This window comes from Pseudoxanthomonas sp. Soil82 (assembly GCF_040446535.1).
GTDB classification, from domain to species: Bacteria; Pseudomonadota; Gammaproteobacteria; order Xanthomonadales; family Xanthomonadaceae; genus Pseudoxanthomonas; species Pseudoxanthomonas kaohsiungensis.
Genome location: NZ_JBEAAK010000001.1, coordinates 737635 through 754900 on the forward strand (window position 1 = coordinate 737635; position 17266 = coordinate 754900).

Consider the following 17266-nt stretch of genomic DNA (forward strand, 5'->3'; position numbering starts at 1 on the left):
TGGATGCAATGCTGGGAACCATCTCCGGCGTTAGCAGTCCAATCACCCGATTGCTAATATGGCCGCCATGACCCAGACCCTCCGCTCGACCAGTCTCGTCACCAGCAACCTGCCGATTCCCAGTCCGCTGGGATCGCTCGAGGCCTATATCGGCGCGGTGCACCAGATCCCGGTGCTGACCGTCGATGAGGAGCAGGACCTAGCCCGTCGCTTCCGCGACGAGGAAGACCTGGACGCCGCCCGCGAACTGGTCCACTCGCACCTGCGCTTCGTCGTGCATGTGGCCCGCGGCTACAGCGGCTACGGCCTGCAGCTGGGCGACCTGATCCAGGAAGGCAACATCGGCCTGATGAAGGCGGTCAAGCGCTTCGACCCGGACATGGGCGTGCGCCTGGTCAGCTTCGCGGTGCACTGGATCCGTGCCGAGATGCACGAGTTCATCCTCAAGAACTGGCGCATCGTCAAGGTCGCCACCACCAAGGCCCAGCGCAAGCTGTTCTTCAACCTGCGCAAGGCCAAGACCCGCCTGGGCTGGATGAACGCGGCCGAAGTCACTGCGGTCGCCAGGGACCTCAACGTCTCCGAGCGCGAAGTGCTGGAGATGGAGGCGCGCCTGTCCGGTCGCGATATCGGCTTCGACGCACCGGCCGACGAGGACGACGAACACGCCCCGCCGTCGCCGGCCGCCTACCTGATGGCGCAGGACGAGGATCCTTCGCAGGCGTATGAGCGCGCCGACAGCGAGGACCACCAGCTCGAAATGTTGCGCGAGGGCCTGGCCGGCCTGGACGCGCGCTCGCGCGACATCATCGCCCGCCGCTGGCTGGATGCCGACAGCAAGGTCACGCTGCAGGAACTGGCCGACGAGTACGGCGTGTCGGCAGAACGCATCCGCCAGATCGAGGCGAATGCGATGAAGAAGATGCGGGCGCTGCTGGCGGCCTGACCAAGGACATCCAGTGCACCGCAACGGCCCGGGCTAGAAGTCCGGGCCGTTTGCTTTCCGGTCAACTCTCCGGGCGCGGATGGGTAGTGTCCATGGGCAGGTGGCATGCGCGCACGCTACCCGGCGCAGGCACCCAGGCACCCAGGCACGCAGGCGCATGCGGGTCTTCCAGACGCCACGGCCTTCAGCCCGGCGGGTCTTCCGGCACCCGAGCCACAGGCAACTGCCAGCCGTGGCGGATCGCCATGTAGCGCAGGCCGAAGCAGGCCAGCGCACCGGCTGCCATCGCCGGGTACGGCGGAAAGCCGGTGACGTGCGCCAGCGCGACCACGCCACTGCCCAGGAGCGCGGCCACCGCGTACAGCTCCGCCTGCAGGACGACCGGGGTGCGCGCGACCAGCAGGTCGCGGGCGATGCCGCCGCCGATGCCGCTCATCATGCCGAGCAGGGTCGCGGCGAAGGGCGAGAGCCCGAAGGCCAGTGCCTTGCTTGTACCGAGCACGGCGAACAGCGCCAGGCCCGCCGCGTCGAACAACTGCACCGGATTGCGCAGGCGCTCGATCGACTCGTGCCGGTAGAAGGTGACGACGCCCGCCAGCATCGCGGTGGCCAGGTAGCGCCAGTCGGCAAGCGCCGACGGGGGCTGGTCGCCGATCAGCACGTCGCGGGCCAGGCCACCGGATACGGCCGCCGCGCACGACAGCACCAGCACGCCGAACAGGTCCAGCCGCTGGCGCACGGCGAGCGTGCCGCCGCTGAGCGCGAACACGAAGGTGCCGATCAGGTCGAACAGCAGCAGGAGGGTGGACACGGCGGCCGCATGCAGGGAGGCGAGGGCAAGGATCGCAGCGGTACGCGCGATTGTCATGCCCGTCCGGCGCGGCTGCACCGGCTCGCTGCCGTACTCCGTGGCCTCGCTTCCGCCCGGCGGTGCGACCGCCGCCTGTCGGCCGGCCGCTGGCCGGCGGGGGCCAGAGCAGCGGTGGCTATTCCGGTTGCGCCGGCGGCCGTTCCCCGTCCCCACCCTTGCCGAGGATGATCCGCGCCGCACGCTGGTAGCTCCAGTAGGCCCAGGCCCAGTTGAGCAGCACCACCAGCCGGTTGCGGAAGCCGATCAGGAAGAACACGTGCGCCGCCAGCCAGAACCACCAGGCCAGCAGCCCTGACAGCTTGAACCCGTGCAGGTCGACCACCGCGGCCATGCGCCCGATCGTGGCCAGGTTGCCGAAGTCGCGGTAGCGGAACGGTCGCGCGCCAGCGCCGTGCAGGCGCGCGCGGATCGCCACGGCCACGTGCCGGCCCATCTGCTTGGCCGCCGGCGCCACGCCTGGGACCGCGGCGCCGTCGGCCTGCTTCACCGCGGCCAGGTCGCCGGCGACGAACACGTGCGGTTGCCCGGGCACGCTGAGGTCGGGTTCGACCGGCACGCGGCCGGCGCGGTCCAGCGGAACGCCCAGCGATCGCGCCAGCGGCGAGGCGGCCACGCCGGCGGCCCAGACCACGGTTCGTGCCGGCACGAACGCATCGCCCAGGCGATAGCCGGCGCCGTCGATGGCCGTCACCGGCACGCCGGTGGACACCTCCACGCCGAGCTTCTCCAGCTGCCGGCGTGCGCGGTGCGAGAGTTCCTCGGGAAACGACGCCAGTACCCGAGGCCCGGCTTCGACCAGGCGCACCCGCGCGCTGGCCGGATCGATGTGGCGGAACTCGTCCTTCAGCGTGTGCCGGGCGATCTCGGCCAGGGTGCCGGCCAGCTCGACCCCGGTCGGACCGCCACCGACGATGGCGAAGCTCAGCCATGCCGCGCGCTCGCCAGGATCGGTGCAGGCTTCGGCGCGCTCAAAGGCCAGCAGCAGCCGCCGGCGCAGGTGCAGCGCGTCATCCAGCGACTTCAACCCCGGCGCATGCCCGGCCCACTGGTCGTTGCCGAAATACGCGTGGGTCGCGCCGCTGGCCAGCAACAGGTAGTCGAAATCCAACGCGGTGCCGTCCGCCAGCACGACCTGCCTGCGCGCCGGATCGATCGACGTCGCTTCGCCCAGCCGCACTTCGACATTGCGCTGCCGGCGCAGGATGTGGCGCAGCGGCGCGGCGATGTCCGGTGCCGACAGCCCGGCGGTGGCGACCTGGTACAGCAGCGGCTGGAACAGGTGGTGGTTGCTGCGGTCGAGCAGGGTGATGCGCAGCGGCGCGCCCGCCAGCGCGCGCGTGGCCCACAGGCCGGCGAAACCGCCGCCGACCACGAGCAGGTGGGGAAGGCGGTCGTGGTCGTTCACCGGGTTCCTCCGCGCGGCGCGGCCGCATCGTCCTGGTCGATCCTGGAATGGCGGCGCGTATCGGGCATCCACACGTACACCAGCAGCGAGACTGCGATGCAGGCGGTGGCGTACCAGTAAAAGCCGCTTTCGAGCCCGGCGCGCTTGAACCACAGCGCCACCGATTCGGCGGTGCCGCCGAACACCGCCACCGTCAACGCATAGGGCAGGCCAACCCCGAGCGCGCGGATCTCCACGGGAAACAGCTCGGCCTTCACCACCGCGTTGATCGCGGTGTACCCGCTGAGCGCCACCAGCGCCAGCATCACCAGCCAGAACGCCTCGCCCGCGCTTCCCACCGACTGCAGGCGGCTGAGGATCGGCACGGTCAGCAGCGTGCCCAGCACCCCGAAGGCGATCAGTACCGGGCGCCGCCCGATTCGGTCCGACAAGGCGCCGACCAGTGGCTGCAGCAGCATGAACACGAACAGCGTCGAGGCGTTCACCCGCGCCGCGTCCTGGCTGGACAGGCCGGCGCTGTTGACCAGGAACTTGTGCACGTAGGTGGTGTACGTATAGAACGCCAGCGTGCCGCCCATGGTCAGCCCGACCACGGTCAGCAGCGCGCGCGGATGCTGCAGCAGCACCCGCAACGTGCCCTGGCGGCGCTGCTGCGCGGCCGAGGCATCGGCCTCGCTGCGCGCGAACGATTCGGTTTCCGCCATGTTCCGCCGCAGCCAAAGCGCCGCTATCGCCGCCAGCGCGCCGATCGCGAACGGGATCCGCCAGCCCCATTCGCGCAACTGCTCGGGCGTGAGCAGCAGTTGCAGCGCCAGCAGCACCGCCAGCGCGACCAGGTGGCCCATCACCAGGGTCACGTACTGGAAGCTAGACCAGAAGCCGCGGTGCTCGCGGCCGGCCATCTCGCTCAGGTACGTGGCCGAGGTGCCGTACTCGCCGCCGACCGACAGTCCCTGCAGCAGCCGCGCCAGCACCAGCAGTATCGGCGCGGCGACGCCGATGCTGGCGTAGCCCGGGGTGAAGGCGATGACCAGCGAGCCGGCGCACATCATCCACACCGACAGCAGCAGCGCGGCGCGGCGCCCGTGCCGGTCGGCGTAGCGGCCCAGCAGCCAGCCGCCGAGCGGCCGCATCAGGAAGCCGACGGCGAAGATCGCGGCGGTCTTCAGCAGCTGGCTGGTGCGGTCGCCGCCGGGGAAGAACACCTCGGCGAAATACAGCGAGAACGCCGCGTACACGTACCAGTCGTACCACTCCACCAGGTTGCCGACCGAGCCGCTGAAGATGCTGCGCAGGCGGCGGGCCGGGGTGAGTTCGCGGGCGGGTTCCATCGGCCGATTCTGGCACGGACCCGCGTCGACCCGCAGGCGCCGCGGTTGTGCAAGACTGCGCGGCACACGGACCAGGGAGCGAACCGATGGCCGAAGCGGAAAAGCGCATCGCCCTGCTGATCGACGCGGACAACGCGCCGGCGGGCAAGATCGACGTCATCCTGGCCGAGGTGGCCCGCCACGGCGTGGCCAACGTGCGCCGCGCCTACGGCAACTGGAAGAGTTCCAACCTCAAGCAGTGGGAAGCGGTGCTGCACGAGTACGCCATCCGCCCGATCCAGCAGTTCGCCTACTCGTCAGGCAAGAACGCCTCGGACATGGCGATGGTGGTCGATGCGATGGACCTGCTCTATGCGCGCAACCTGGACGGGTTCGCCATCGTCTCCAGCGATGCCGACTTCACTCCGCTGGTGATGCGCCTGCTCACCGACGGGGTCAAGGTCTACGGCTTCGGCGAGCAGAAGACGCCCAAGCCATTCGTCAACGCGTGCTCCAAGTTCACCTACATCGAAGCGCTCGGCGCGCCGGCCGACAACGGCAAGGCCGAGGCGACGGCGAAGAAGACCGCGAAGGAGCTGCGCGGCGATACCCGCTTGGTGCAGATGCTGCGCAGCGCCGTGGAGTCCGGCAGCGGCGACGACGGCTGGGCCAACCTGAGCGTGGTCGGAAGCCAGATTAGCAACCAGGCCTCGTTCGACCCGCGCAACTACGGCTACGGCAAGCTCAGCGACCTGGTCAAGGCCAGCGGCCTGTTCGAGATCAAGCAGGAGGGCAAGCTCGTGCTGGTGCGCGACAAGCCGGGCCGCAGCTCCGCGGCGAAGAAGTCGGGGGCCGGCAAGGCGGCCTGATTCGCACGCGGCCGCGCCTGCTCCGGAACGGGCGTGGCTCCACGGGGGCAGGCTTCATCGATCCGTGGCATGCCTGCGTGCCCGGTCGATGCTGCCATTGCGATATTGCGATCAGTAGAGGTCGATCGGATCCACGTCCAGCGACCAGCGGGTGCGCCGTGCTTCGGGCAGGGCGTGGATTGCGGGCAACGCCGCGTCGAGCAGCGCATGCAGGACCGGGCGCGTGGCCGCGGACAGCAGCAGCTGCATCCGGTAGAGGCCGGCGCGCCGCGACATCGGTGCGGTCACGGGACCGAGCAGTTCGATTCCCGGCGCGGCCATGCGATCGGCGGCGTCGTGCAGGATCGACCTGGCCGCACGCAGGAACGCGTCGGCGTTCCCGGCCTGCTGCGCCTCGGCCCGCAGCAGCGCCAGGTGCGCGAACGGCGGGAAGCCGGCGGCTTCGCGCTGGGCCAGCTCGTCCCTGGCGAAGGCGTCGTAGCCGCCGTTGAGGAGGTCGTGCAGCAGGCGATGGTCGGGGTGGTGGGTCTGCCACCACACCTGGCCCGGGCGTCGCGCGCGGCCGGCGCGGCCGGCGACCTGGATCAGCAGTTGCGCCAGCTTCTCACCGGCACGGAAATCGGACGAGAACAGGCCTTCGTCGACGCCGACCACCACCACGCGGGTAAGGTGGGGCAGGTCGTGGCCCTTGGCCAGGATCTGGGTGCCGACCAGGATGCCGGGCCTGTCGCCCAGTTCGGCCAGCAGTTTCGCCAGGCCGTCGCGGCGTTGCGTGGTGCCGCGGTCGATGCGCAGCACCGGCCAGTCGGCGAAGCGTTCGGCCAGCAGCTCCTCCAGCCGCTCGGTGCCAACGCCCTGCGGCTGCAGCGCCAGGCTGGCGCAGTCCGGACACGCCAGCGGGCGCGACTGGCGGTGGCCGCAGTGGTGGCAGACCAGCTTGCCGCCGCCGGCGTGGACGGTCAGCGGCGTGCTCTGCACGGGCGTGCTGCAGCGCGGGCAGTGGGCGCTCCAGCCGCAATCGTGGCAGAGCAGCACCGGTGCGTAGCCGCGGCGGTTCTTGAACACCAGCACCTGGCCGCCTTCGCGCAGCGCCGCGCCGATCATCTCGAGCACTTCCGGGGCCAGGCCGGCCTGCAGCGGCCGCTTGCGCACGTCGAGGATGCGCACCGCCGGTGGCCGCGCCTCGCCGGCGCGTTGGCGCAGGCGCAGGTGCGCGTAGCGGCCGGCGCCGGCGTTGTGCAGCGTCTCCAGCGACGGCGTCGCGCTGCCGAGCAGGACCGGCACCGCCAGCGCCTTGCCGCGCACCAGGGCGAAATCGCGCGCGTGGTAGCGGATTCCGTCCTGCTGCTTGTAGCTGCCGTCGTGTTCCTCGTCGACCACGATCAGGCCGGCCTCCGGCAGCGGGGTGAACACCGCCGAGCGGGTGCCTACCACCACCCGTGCTTCGCCGCGCCAGGCCGCGGCCCAGACCCGCGCGCGCTCGCCATCGGCCAGCCCGGAGTGCAGCGCATGCATCGGCACGCCGAGGCGGGCGCGGAAGCGCGCCAGGGTCTGCGGGGTGAGGCCGATCTCCGGCACCAGCACCAGCGCCTGGCGGCCGCGCGCCAGGCAGTCGGCGATGGCATGCAGGTAGACCTCGGTCTTGCCGCTGCCGGTCACGCCCTCCAGCAGCACCGGGGCGAAGCCGCGGGCCGCGGCGATGGCGTCGATCGCCGCCTGCTGTTCCGGGTTGGGCGGCGGCCCGGCCTGCGGATCCGGCGCGCCGGGCGTGGCCGGAATCGCCACGCGCTCGGCGTAACCGCGCTTGGCCAGGGCGCGCGCGGCGTCGCGCCAGCCTTCCAGCTGCCGGTCCAGCCTGTCCTCGTCCGCGGGCCCGGCTTCGAGCAGCTCCGCCAGCCGCCGCGGGCGGCTATTGCGACGCAGGCCGGCCAGGCCGGTGGCGCCGGCTTCGGTCAGCACCCAGGCCCAGGCATGGGTATCGGGCAAGGGCTCGCCCGCCCGCAGCGGCGCCGGTAGTGCGGTGGCGAAGACTTCGCCGGGCGGGGCGTGGGTGTAGCGGGCGAGCCAGCGCAGCGAGTCCAGCAGTTCGCCGCTGAACAGCGGTTCGGCATCGGGCAGGCCCCTGGCCTGGCGCAGCTCGACGCCCGCCTCGGCCATGCCCACGCTGGCCACCACGCCGACCAGCTCGCGGCTGCCGAACGGCACCTGCACCCGGTGCCCGACCAGGGCGGGTGTCGCCGCATGCCCGGCCGGCGGCAGATAGTCGAACAGCCGCGGCAGCGGCACGGGCAAGGCGACCTGCAGGCAGGCGATCGGGTCGGAGGGGGGCATATCGGGCCAGTCTAAAGCCAGCGTCCGACCGCCCGCAGCGACCCCTGCTTGCACCGCATTGCTGCGTGGCACCTGATAAATGGGATGTAAACCGCCGTCACACTTGGATATTTGTGCTTATCCACACAAGATGTGGATAACCTTGTGCATCACCGCGATGCTTCACGCCGCAAAGACGGGAATTCAAGCCTGTCAGTCAGGTTGGTCAAAAAAACGCCATATGAAAAAACAAAAAAGAATCAACGGCTTGCCCGTGAAACACCGCTGCAGCGGAGGGCGTGAAGGCAAAAATGCCGGTTTTGCGCCGAAAGTAATTGCGCTGTGCACAACCGTTTGGGCGGCAAGCCTTGTCCCAGCGGGCTGGAACAGCGCCCGGCGGCGTGTCAAGACGCGCCGCACCCCGGCGGGGACCTATCCTTGGCCAATGGTGGAGATGCGACGGGTGCTGGTGCAGTGAGCGGTTCGTCAGGGCTGCCGGCGGCGCTGGCCGCCTTCCTGCGGGGCGCCGAGCGCCGCGCTTTCCTGTTCCTGTGGCTGCAATCCGGGGATGCGCGGGCGGCGGAGCGGTCCCTGGCGGCGGCCATCCGCGCGTTCCCCGGCCCGGCCGCGCGGATGCCCATGGCGGAATGGCCGACCCGCTTCTGGAAGCTGCTGCTGGCCCTGCCGCAGGAGCCGGGGGGCGACTGGCCCGTGGCCTTGAGCTTCCTGGCGTCGATGCGCCCTCCGGTGCGCCGCGCGCTGCTGCTGCGCCAGGTGGCCGGCCTGGACGAGGCCACCGCCGCGGAGGTGCTGGGCGTGGACGTCCAGGCCTACCAGCAGGCCTTGGCCGACGCCTGTCCGCGCGACCCCGACGGCCGTCCCGATGCGGCCGGATGGCGTCACCAGGCCGAGGCAATCCAGCAGGCCGGGCGCGAGCTGGAAAGCGGCCAGCTCGTGCGGCTGATGCAGCTTCGCGAAGCGGCCCTGGCCGGCCAGCAGGTCGCTGCGCCGCCGGAGGCCGCCGCGCCGGTGCCGGACGCGCGCTCGCGCCCCGCCGGGCAGCCGCGCGGATCTGCCTGGCTCCTGGTCGCCTTCGCCGTGCTCGGCGCCTTGCTGCTGGGGGCCGCGCTGTGGTGGTGGCCCGCGGCGATGCCGGTCGCCGGTGCCGACGCGCCCGCCGCCGCGGCAGTCGACGACCTGCGCGTGCACGACAACCCGCCGGTACAGGTCGAACCGCTGCCGGAGGGCGATCCGCCGCCGGTCGCCGCGGTCGATTGGCCGGCACCGCTGGAGGAGGGCGTGCAGGATCCGGTCGTGGCCCGGCTGGCGCTGCTGTCCTGGCTGGCGGCCGGCGCCCCGCCCTCGCGGCTGGAGCAGGAGGGGGAGCCGGCGCAGCCGTCGGCGGACCTGCTGCAGGATGCCGGCGGCACCGGTGCCGACTGGGCACGCCTGGATGCACACGAGCAGGCCCAAGTGCATGCGGCGGCGGTTGCGCTGCAGGCACGCGATCCGGCCGCGCAGGCGGCGCTGCACGCGCGCTTCGCCGCGCTGGACGCGATGGAGCGCCGCGGCTGGCGCCTGGGCCCGGTGCTCGGCGCGGACTTCGTGCTGCTGCAGCCGCTGGTCGGGTTCGTGCCGGAAGACGAGCGCGAACCGCTGCTGGCCGTACTGCGCACGCTTACTCCCGAACAGCGCGCCCGGCTCGGCGCGCTGTCGTTGCGCACCCCGCCGGCCGAGCGCGAGCGGCTGCGCCGCGAACTGCTGGCCACGCCCCCCGCGGCGCGCACGGCCTGGCTGGACCAGCGCCAGCAGTGACGACGCAACCGCTCAGGCGCGGGCGAGGCTGACCACGATCAACGCCATCACGGTGAGCATCAGCGTGACCGAATAGATGCCGCCGATCACGACGAACTTGAGCGAAGTCAGGGTCCAGCCCTGGCCGTAGACGCGCTTCTGCATCAGCAGCAGGTAGGTCGGCATCCACAGCCACAGCAGGGCCGCTGCCAGCCCGGATATCGCGCCGAAGAAGGCCAGGTGCGGCGCGATCCAATGGTCCAGCGCCAGCAGCGCGAACTGGGCCAGCAACGCCAGGCACAGGAACGCGTGGCTGTAGAACGCCACTACCAGGTGCTCCAGGTACAGGCGGCCGGAATCGAGGTAGAACAGTTTCAGCAGCAGCGCGAACAGCGGCACCAGCACGAACAGCGCGGTGGGCACGCTGCCCATGAAGGCGTACTTGAACAGCGACGGGTCCTTCTCGATGCGCGGCAGGTTCTGCAGCATGCGTTGGCCCTGCCGCTCCAGCCACCCGTCGGCGGTCGTGCCGCTGGAGATGGCGATCGCATCGGGATTCGCAGGCTCGGCATCGGCCTCCGCATCGGTTTCGGGCGCAGGGGCACGAGGCGTGCCGCCGAGTTCGACGATGCGCCGGTCGGCCTGGCGGCGGATCTGGGCGATTCCCCGGTCGAAGCCGTGCCGCGCCGGCGCGGCGATCGCCGGCATGCTTTCGCGCGCCTGTTCCATATCGGTGATGGCCTTGTCCCGGATCTGCTCGACCTCGGCCACCGACCGGGCCCGGGCGAAGTCGCTGTTGCCCGATCCATTCACCTGTACCGGTGGCAGTGCCGACGAATCGCCGAAATCCACCAGCTTGCCGACGAAGAAGGTCAGCACGCACAGGATCACGAACAGGCGCATCGGCGCCACGTAAGGCGCCCGGTGCCCGGCCAGGAAGTCGGCGGCCAACGCGCCGGGCGCCAGCAGTCGGCGCAGGGTGCGGAAGATGCGCCCGTCCAGGTGCCAGAAGGACTCGAATACCTCTTCGACCGCGTGAGCGAAGCTGCGTACCGGGCTGTGCGCGGCCTGGCCGCAGGCGTGGCAGAACCGGCCCTGCAATGGCTGGGCGCAGTTCTCGCAGGCGGCAGGAGGGCTGTCGCTCATGGCGTGTGTTCGTCGCTTCCCCGGGGCAAGGCTAAGATAGCGGGCCGCAGGAGCCCGGTGCCAGTGCCCGACCGCACGGCCGCAGCCCGCGCCAAGTGTCCTTGCATGCCTTCCGAATCCGCGCCGCGCTTCGGCCGCGAACTGCGCGCCACCGCCACGCTCGCCCTGCCGCTGGTGCTGGGCCACGTGTCGACCGGCCTGATCAACTTCGTCGACAACGTCATCGCCGGCCACCACGGCACGCGCACGCTGGCCTCTGTCACGGTCGGCACCGCGTTGCTGTGGCTGCCGATGATGGTGCCGATCGGCACGCTCATCGCGCTGACCGCGTCCGTCTCGCAGCTCGATGGCGCCGGCCGCCGCCACGAGATCGCGCCGCTGTTCCGGCAGGCGCTTTGGCTGGGGTTGGGCCTGGGCCTGCTGATGTTCGCCTTCCTCAGCGCGGTGCCGCTGGCGCTGGGCGCGTTCGGCATCGCGACGGACATCATTCCCGGCGCGACCGCCTTCTCCCATGCGGTGCGCTGGGGCGTGCCGGCGCTGACCCTGTTCTTCTGCATGCGCTACCTCAGCGAAGGCCTGCACTGGACGCTGCCGACGATGCTGCTGGGCTTCGGCGGCCTGGCGGTGCTGGCGCCGCTGGGCTACGTGCTGACCTTCGGCGTCGGCCCGCTGCCGGAAATGGGCGCCGCCGGCCTGGGCGCGGCGTCGGCCACGGTGATGTGGCTGCAGGCGCTGGGCTTCGCGCTGTACCTGTGGCGGTCGGCGCGGTTCGCGCCGCTGGGCCTGTTCGCGCACCTGGAATGGCCGCGCTGGCGCGTGATCGCCGGCCTGCTCGCCACCGGCCTGCCGATCGGGGTGACGGTGCTGATGGAGGGCGGGCTGTTCATCGCCACGGCGCTGCTGATCGCCCGGCTCGGCGAAGTGCCGGCGGCGGCGCACCAGATCGCCATCAACGTCTCGGCACTGTGCTTCATGGTCCCGATGGGCCTGGCCGAGGCGACCACGGTGCGGGTCGGCCACGCGCTGGGCGCAGGCGACCCGGCGGGCGTGCGCCGGGCCGCGCGCGCCGGCTACGCGATCGTGCTGGCGACCCAGCTGTGCTCGGCGGTCGTGCTGCTGCTGGGGCACGACGCGATCGTCGCCGTCTACACCCGCGACGTGGCGGTGGCCGCGCTGGCCTCGACCCTGCTGCTGTACGCGGCCGCGTTCCAGTTCCCGGATGGCATCCAGGTGATGTCGGCCGGCTCGCTGCGTGGTCTGCGCGACACCCGGGTGCCGATGTTCCTGGCGATGGCCGCGTACTGGGGGCTGGGCATGCCGCTGGGCGCCGGACTCGGCCTGGGGCTGGGCTGGGGGCCGCAGGGCATGTGGGCCGGCCTGATCGTCGGCCTGTCGGCGGCGGCGGTGTTGATGGGCTGGCGCCTGTCCTGGCGCCTGAACCGTTTGCCGCTGCCTGTGGCCGCACCCGGCGGCACCCTGACTTCAGGCGCATGAAAGGCCCTGGCGCACGGGCTATCCTGCAGTCGTAACCCGCATCCCGCCTGCCGGAGCCGTTGTCCGATGAACCCGCCCCCCCTGCCGCGCCCCAATCCCGTCGGCCGCTTCTTCGTCGGCCTGTGGGACGCGATGAACTTCACGCGTCGGCTGATCCTCAACCTGCTGTTCTTCGGACTGCTGTTCCTGGTCCTGATCCTGTTCATCGCCGCGCTGGGCAAGGGCAGCGGCGTGCAGCCGCTGCAGGAGCGCACGACCCTGGTGATCGCGCCGGAAGGACGGCTGGTGGAGCAGTTCACCGCCGACCCGGTGACCCGCGCGCTGGCGCGCGCGCTGGGCGACCGCTCGGCCGAGGAGATCCAGCTGCGCGACCTGCTGCGCGCGATCGAGGCAGCCAGGGACGACAAGCACATCGAGCGCGTGCTGCTGCAGCTGGACAAGCTGCAACCCTCGGGCATGGCCTCGATGCGCGAGGTGGCCCAGGCGCTGGGCGAACTGCGCGCCTCCGGCAAGCAGGTGGTGGCGTTCGGCGAGAACATCGGCCAGGGCCAGTACCTGCTGGCCGCGCAGGCCGACGAGATCTACCTCGACCCGATGGGCGGCCTGCTCCTGGAAGGGCTGGGGCGCTACCGCCAGTACTTCCGCACCGGCCTGCAGGACAAGCTCGGCGTGGACGTGCACCTGTTCCGGGTCGGCGAGTTCAAGTCGGCCGCCGAACCCTACATCCTCGATGCGGCCTCGCCGGAAGCCAAGGAAGCCGACCTGTACTGGATGAACGACGTGTGGCAGCGCTACCTGGCCGACGTCGGCGCGGCGCGCAAGCTCGACCCGGCGCAGCTGGCCGCGCAGATCGACGCGTTGCCCGAAGGCATCGAGGCCGCCGGTGGCGACATCGCCAAGCATGCGCAGTCGATGAAGCTGGTCGACGGGCTCAAGACCCGCGAGGAAGTGGAGCAGCTGCTGGCCGAGCGTGGCGTGGCCGACGAGGACGACGAGCGCGGCTTCCGCAGCGTCGACCTGGATGCCTACCTGGTGCAGCTGGACAGCAAGCGCTCGCCGGTCGACCGCCGCCCGCAGGTGGCGGTGGTGGTGGCCGAGGGCGAGATCAGCGGCGGCGACCAGCCGGCCGGGCGGATCGGCGGCGAGTCCACCGCGGCGCTGCTGCGCCAGGCGCGCGACGACGAGCACGTGAAGGCGGTGGTGCTGCGCGTGGATTCGCCTGGCGGCGAGGTGTTCGCCTCCGAGCAGATCCGCCGCGAGGTGGAGCAGCTCAAGGCCGCCGGCAAGCCGGTGGTGGTGTCGATGGGCGACCTGGCCGCCTCGGGCGGCTATTGGATCAGCATGAACGCCGACCGGATCTACGCCGATCCGTCGACGATCACCGGCTCGATCGGCATCTTCGGCCTGATCCCGAACTTCACCCGCACCCTGGACAAGATCGGCGTGCACACCGACGGCGTGAGCACCACCCGCTTCGCCGGTGCGTTCGACGTCACCCGGCCGATGGATCCGGAGGTGGGGCGCGTGATCCAGGCGGTGATCGACAAGGGCTACGCCGATTTCACCGGCAAGGTCGCGGCCGCGCGCGGCAAGCCGGTGGAAGAAGTCGACGCGGTCGCCCGTGGCCGGGTGTGGAGCGGTGCGCAGGCCAAGGAGCGCGGGCTGGTGGACGAGCTGGGCGACCTGGGCGATGCGGTCGCCGATGCCGCCACGCGCGCCAAGCTGGGCGAGAAGGACAAGTTCCGCGTGACCTACATCGACAAGCCGGCCACCCCGTTCGCGCAGTTCCTGGCCGGTTTCGCCGGCAGCCGGGTCGGCGCGGCGCTGCTGCAGGATTCGGGCCTGGCACGCGCGGCGCTGGCGCAGGCCATGCCCGAGGCCGAAGCGCAGCTGCGCTTCGTCGAGAACGCGCTCAAGGACCGCAACGGCACGCCGGTCAAGTCGCTCGCCTATTGCTTCTGCGGGTGGTGATGCCCCCGCGCGGGCGCGGCCCCGCGTAGAGCGGGGCTTGCCCCGCTGCTGTGCATGACGATGGCGGGCGGGAAGCAGCCGGCCAAGGCCGGCTCTACGCCGGCAGGCGGCGGGGCGAGCCCGGTTCTACAAGCAACAAGCCGGCCAGGGCCGGCTCTACGGGGCGCCCGCGTCTTCGATGGCGCGGCTCAGCCGCCTTCGGCCGCCTCGATCTCCGCCTGCTGGCGGTCGGCCGCGTCCTGCACGGTCTTCTCCACGCCGTGCGCCTTGTCCTGCGGCGCCTGGATGGCATCACGCAATCCGGTGTGCGCCTGTGCCTGCGGTTCGGGCGGATGTTCGGTCGGGGGCGGTTCCCGGCGGCAGGCGGCGAGCGCGGCGACCAGCGCGATCGCGCACAGCGCCAGGCGGAACGGGAACGGATGGACGGTATCGGACATCGGCGCGCTCCGGAGGAAGGCCGGCGCTATCCTACGCCCATGACGACGAACCGGTGGCGGCTGGACGGGCAACTGGCGCTGGTGACCGGCGCCAGCGCCGGCATCGGCCTGGCGATCGCGCGCGAACTCGCGGCACTGGGTGCGCACCTGCTGCTGGTGGCGCGCGAGGAGGATCCGCTGCAGGAGGCGCGCGACGAGCTCGCCGACCGCCACCCGGCGCAGGACATCCTGGCGATGGCCGCCGACGTGGCCGACGACGCCGACCGCCAGGCGATCCTGGACTGGGTCGAGGACCAGGGCGAGGGCCTGCACGTCCTGGTCAACAACGCCGGCGGCAACGTCACCAAGGCCGCGGTGGACTACACCGAGGACGAGTGGCGCGGGATCTTCGAGACCAACCTGTTCGCCGCCTTCGAGCTGTCGCGCTATGCGCACCCGCTGCTGGCCCGGCATGCCGCGTCGAGCATCGTCAACGTCGGCAGCGTCTCCGGCATCACCCACGTGCGCAGCGGCGTGGTCTACGGCATGAGCAAGGCCGCCCTGCACCAGATGACGCGCAACCTCGCCGCCGAATGGGCCGAGGACGGCATCCGGGTCAACGCGGTGGCGCCGTGGTACATCCGCACGCGGCGGACCTCCGGGCCGCTGTCGGATCCGGATTACTACGAGGAAGTGATCGGGCGCACGCCGATGCGCCGGATCGGCGAGCCGGAAGAGGTCGCTTCGGCGGTCGCCTTCCTGTGCCTGCCGGCGGCCAGCTACGTCACCGGCGAATGCATCGCGGTGGACGGCGGGTTCCTGCGCTACGGCTTCTGAGCCGCAAGGATGCCACGCGCTGGCCATTGCACTGGCGCGGGCCGGTGATGCCCGGCCTGCTCGAAGACGCCGGACGCCCAAGACCGGGGGCGAAGATCCACCGCCGCCGCAACGGCCGCGGCGGAGCGCGGAGAAGGTGGTCTATCCGGATCCGGGTAACCCGAGGTCGTGTGATGCCCAGGACGTGGGCCGAACCAGCGGCTCAGGTGCGCAGCGCATCCTCCGGCACCTCGATCTCCATCGCCAGCGCCAGGTGGTCGGAGAACGCGGCGGGGAAGGCCTGCGAGCCGAGGCACTTGAGGTCGCCGCTGACCAGGATGTGGTCGATCGCCCGCTGCGGCTTCCAGCTCGGGAAGGTCGGCACCACGCATTCGGGCGGACGCAGGGTGGTGTTGCGGTAGAGCACCTCCATCTCCGGCTGGTCGGGCAGGCAGTTGAAGTCGCCCATCAGCACCGCGTTGGGATGGTCCTGCAGCACTTCGGCGATGAAGGACAGCTGCGCCAGCCGCGACTTCGCCCCCAGCGACAGGTGCGCCACGGCCACGGTCAGGCCCGGGCGGTCGTCGCCGAAGTGGGCCAGCAGCACGCCGCGGCCCTTGATCCGGCCGGGCAGGGAATGGTCGCTGGTCCTCACCGGCTCGAGCTTGCTGAGCAGGCCGTTGGCGCTGGAGGCCACGCCGCCGACGCTGCGGTTGGGCTGGTGGGTCCAGTAGTGGAAGCCGGCGCGCTGGGCCAGGTAATGGGTCTGGTTGGTGAAGCCCGAGCGCAGGCTGCCCGGGTCGCTTTCCTGCAGGCCGACGATGTCGTGGCCGCTGGCCAGCTGCGCGATCGCGTCCAGGCTGGTGCGCTTGCCGGCCGGCAGCGCATGCGACCAGCTGCGGGTCACGTAGTCGCTGTAGCGGCGCGTGCTCGAGCCGGCCTGGATGTTGGCGCTGAGCAGGCGCAGCCGGCGCGCGCCGGAGGTCGCGTCGGCGACCTCCGGTGGCCTGGCTGTGCCGGTCGAGGGCGCGGGGGAGCCCATCGGAGCGTGCGACGGCGCGTCAGTTCGCGCCGCCGCGCTCCTTGGCGACCAGCCAGTCGACGGTGTTGAGCATCTTGCCGAAGCCCTGCTGGTCCACCGGCACGGTGTACTTGCCGTTGACTACGATCGCCGGGGTGCCCTCGATCCGGGTCTTCACCGCGAACTGCTTGGCCCGGTTGATCTTGGCGTCCACGCCGAAGCTGTTGAAGGTATCGGCGAAGCGCTTGGCGTCCACCCCGTACTGGGCGTAGAACGGCGCGATCTGCTCGGCGGTGACGTTGTTGTTCACCGGCAGGCTGCGCTGCACGTGGATCGCGTTGAACATCGCGTCGTGGCTCTGCGGCAGCACGCCCAGCGCCTCGGCGGCGTAGAACGCGCGCGCGTACGGCAGCCAGTAGCCGCCGAAGGCCGCCGGCACCTGGACCACCGCCACGTCGGCGGCCTGGCGCTGCTTCCATGCCTGGAACTCGGGCTCGAACTGGGCGCAGTGCGGGCAGGTGTAGCCGAACACTTCGGCGACCTCGATCTTGCCGGCCGCCGGCTGGAAGGCCTGTCCGTTGGCGATCTCGATGTAGTCCACGCCGGCGACCGGGGCCGGGCCGGTGGGCGCGCTCGGTGCCGGCGCCGGCGCGGCCGCCTGGGCGGGTTCGGCGGCCGTGGCCGCGGCTTCGCCCGGCTGCGTGGCGGGGGCGGACGGAGCAGCGGTTTCGGCGGGCGCGGCCGGTGCCGGCGTGGCCGCCGGGGCGGGGGCCTCCGGCCCGGAGCAGGCGGTCAGGGCCAGCAGCAGCGGCAGGGACAGGCTGAGCAGGTGGCGCTTGGTCATGGCGGGTGGTCTCCTGGGTACGGAAAGGATGGGGTACGGGGCGTCAATGCGCG

Annotated in this window: 15 protein-coding genes; 7 read left to right on the top strand and 8 right to left on the bottom strand. The window is 71.4% G+C overall.

The features are described from left to right. Positions 1-67: 67 nt before the first annotated feature. Complete coding sequence (rpoH, locus tag ABKA19_RS03215; protein WP_353687622.1) at positions 68-946, top strand: RNA polymerase sigma factor RpoH; 879 nt, start codon at positions 68-70, stop codon at positions 944-946. 184 nt (positions 947-1130) lie between these two features. On the opposite strand, the gene ABKA19_RS03220 is transcribed toward rpoH, so the two are convergent. From ABKA19_RS03220 to ABKA19_RS03230, 3 genes are all read right to left on the bottom strand, one after another. Further along, entirely contained in the window at positions 1131-1757 is a 627-nt protein-coding gene (locus ABKA19_RS03220; RefSeq protein WP_353688036.1) for a trimeric intracellular cation channel family protein, read from the bottom strand. A 175-nt stretch (positions 1758-1932) separates the two neighbouring features. Continuing rightward, positions 1933-3222, bottom strand: a complete 1290-nt coding sequence (locus ABKA19_RS03225) for an NAD(P)/FAD-dependent oxidoreductase (RefSeq protein ID WP_353687623.1) — start codon at positions 3220-3222, stop codon at positions 1933-1935. Then, positions 3219-4553 carry an MFS transporter gene (locus tag ABKA19_RS03230; RefSeq protein ID WP_353687624.1) on the bottom strand — a complete coding sequence of 445 codons (1335 nt, stop codon included), beginning with the start codon at positions 4551-4553 and terminating at the stop codon, positions 3219-3221. The genes ABKA19_RS03225 and ABKA19_RS03230 overlap by 4 nt, the downstream gene beginning before the upstream one ends. An 86-nt stretch (positions 4554-4639) precedes the next feature. On the opposite strand from ABKA19_RS03230, the gene ABKA19_RS03235 reads away from it, so the two are divergent. Next, positions 4640-5401: an NYN domain-containing protein gene (locus ABKA19_RS03235; protein WP_353687625.1), complete on the top strand. Its 762-nt coding sequence runs from the start codon at positions 4640-4642 to the stop codon at positions 5399-5401. A gap of 111 nt (positions 5402-5512) precedes the next feature. Here the strand turns inward: ABKA19_RS03235 and ABKA19_RS03240 are convergent, their stop codons facing one another. Beyond that, positions 5513-7732, bottom strand: coding sequence for a primosomal protein N' (locus ABKA19_RS03240; RefSeq protein WP_353687626.1), 2220 nt, complete (start codon positions 7730-7732; stop codon positions 5513-5515). Between the two features lie 142 nt (positions 7733-7874). On the opposite strand from ABKA19_RS03240, the gene ABKA19_RS03245 reads away from it, so the two are divergent. After that, a complete protein-coding gene (locus ABKA19_RS03245; protein ID WP_353687627.1) occupies positions 7875-8189 on the top strand; it encodes a hypothetical protein in 315 nt (104 codons plus the stop codon). Further along, positions 8186-9526 (top strand): hypothetical protein, encoded by a 1341-nt coding sequence (locus ABKA19_RS03250; protein ID WP_353687628.1) that lies wholly within the window; start codon positions 8186-8188, stop codon positions 9524-9526. Before ABKA19_RS03245 ends, ABKA19_RS03250 begins: the two co-directional genes overlap by 4 nt. A 12-nt stretch (positions 9527-9538) precedes the next feature. Here ABKA19_RS03250 and ABKA19_RS03255 read toward each other — a convergent pair whose 3' ends face one another. Continuing rightward, positions 9539-10651: a DUF3667 domain-containing protein gene (locus ABKA19_RS03255; RefSeq protein ID WP_353687629.1), complete on the bottom strand. Its 1113-nt coding sequence runs from the start codon at positions 10649-10651 to the stop codon at positions 9539-9541. Positions 10652-10756: 105 nt separating this feature from the next. On the opposite strand from ABKA19_RS03255, the gene ABKA19_RS03260 reads away from it, so the two are divergent. Further along, positions 10757-12145: an MATE family efflux transporter gene (locus ABKA19_RS03260; protein ID WP_353687630.1), complete on the top strand. Its 1389-nt coding sequence runs from the start codon at positions 10757-10759 to the stop codon at positions 12143-12145. Between the two features lie 66 nt (positions 12146-12211). After that, the gene (sppA, locus tag ABKA19_RS03265) at positions 12212-14116 is read left to right on the top strand and encodes a signal peptide peptidase SppA (RefSeq protein WP_353687631.1); all 1905 of its coding nucleotides are present in this window, start codon (positions 12212-12214) and stop codon (positions 14114-14116) included. A gap of 188 nt (positions 14117-14304) precedes the next feature. Here the strand turns inward: sppA and ABKA19_RS03270 are convergent, their stop codons facing one another. Continuing rightward, entirely contained in the window at positions 14305-14553 is a 249-nt protein-coding gene (locus ABKA19_RS03270) for a hypothetical protein (RefSeq protein ID WP_353687632.1), read from the bottom strand. A gap of 39 nt (positions 14554-14592) precedes the next feature. Between ABKA19_RS03270 and ABKA19_RS03275 the strand changes: the two genes are divergently transcribed. After that, the gene (locus ABKA19_RS03275; RefSeq protein ID WP_162378163.1) at positions 14593-15369 is read left to right on the top strand and encodes an SDR family oxidoreductase; all 777 of its coding nucleotides are present in this window, start codon (positions 14593-14595) and stop codon (positions 15367-15369) included. Between the two features lie 202 nt (positions 15370-15571). On the opposite strand, the gene ABKA19_RS03280 is transcribed toward ABKA19_RS03275, so the two are convergent. After that, positions 15572-16309, bottom strand: a complete 738-nt coding sequence (locus ABKA19_RS03280; RefSeq protein WP_162378206.1) for an endonuclease/exonuclease/phosphatase family protein — start codon at positions 16307-16309, stop codon at positions 15572-15574. 100 nt (positions 16310-16409) lie between these two features. Continuing rightward, positions 16410-17213, bottom strand: coding sequence for a thiol:disulfide interchange protein DsbA/DsbL (locus ABKA19_RS03285; protein WP_162378162.1), 804 nt, complete (start codon positions 17211-17213; stop codon positions 16410-16412). Positions 17214-17266 lie beyond the last annotated feature (53 nt).

Coding starts and splice junctions, on each gene's coding strand:
- ABKA19_RS03240 (WP_353687626.1), bottom strand. CDS start 7,732: ATGCCCCCCTCCGACCCGATCGCCTGCCTGCAGGTCGCCTTGCCCGTG.
- ABKA19_RS03255 (WP_353687629.1), bottom strand. CDS start 10,651: ATGAGCGACAGCCCTCCTGCCGCCTGCGAGAACTGCGCCCAGCCATTG.
- sppA (WP_353687631.1), top strand. CDS start 12,212: ATGAACCCGCCCCCCCTGCCGCGCCCCAATCCCGTCGGCCGCTTCTTC.
- ABKA19_RS03275 (WP_162378163.1), top strand. CDS start 14,593: ATGACGACGAACCGGTGGCGGCTGGACGGGCAACTGGCGCTGGTGACC.
- ABKA19_RS03230 (WP_353687624.1), bottom strand. CDS start 4,553: ATGGAACCCGCCCGCGAACTCACCCCGGCCCGCCGCCTGCGCAGCATC.
- ABKA19_RS03260 (WP_353687630.1), top strand. CDS start 10,757: ATGCCTTCCGAATCCGCGCCGCGCTTCGGCCGCGAACTGCGCGCCACC.
- ABKA19_RS03270 (WP_353687632.1), bottom strand. CDS start 14,553: ATGTCCGATACCGTCCATCCGTTCCCGTTCCGCCTGGCGCTGTGCGCG.
- rpoH (WP_353687622.1), top strand. CDS start 68: ATGACCCAGACCCTCCGCTCGACCAGTCTCGTCACCAGCAACCTGCCG.
- ABKA19_RS03285 (WP_162378162.1), bottom strand. CDS start 17,213: ATGACCAAGCGCCACCTGCTCAGCCTGTCCCTGCCGCTGCTGCTGGCC.
- ABKA19_RS03235 (WP_353687625.1), top strand. CDS start 4,640: ATGGCCGAAGCGGAAAAGCGCATCGCCCTGCTGATCGACGCGGACAAC.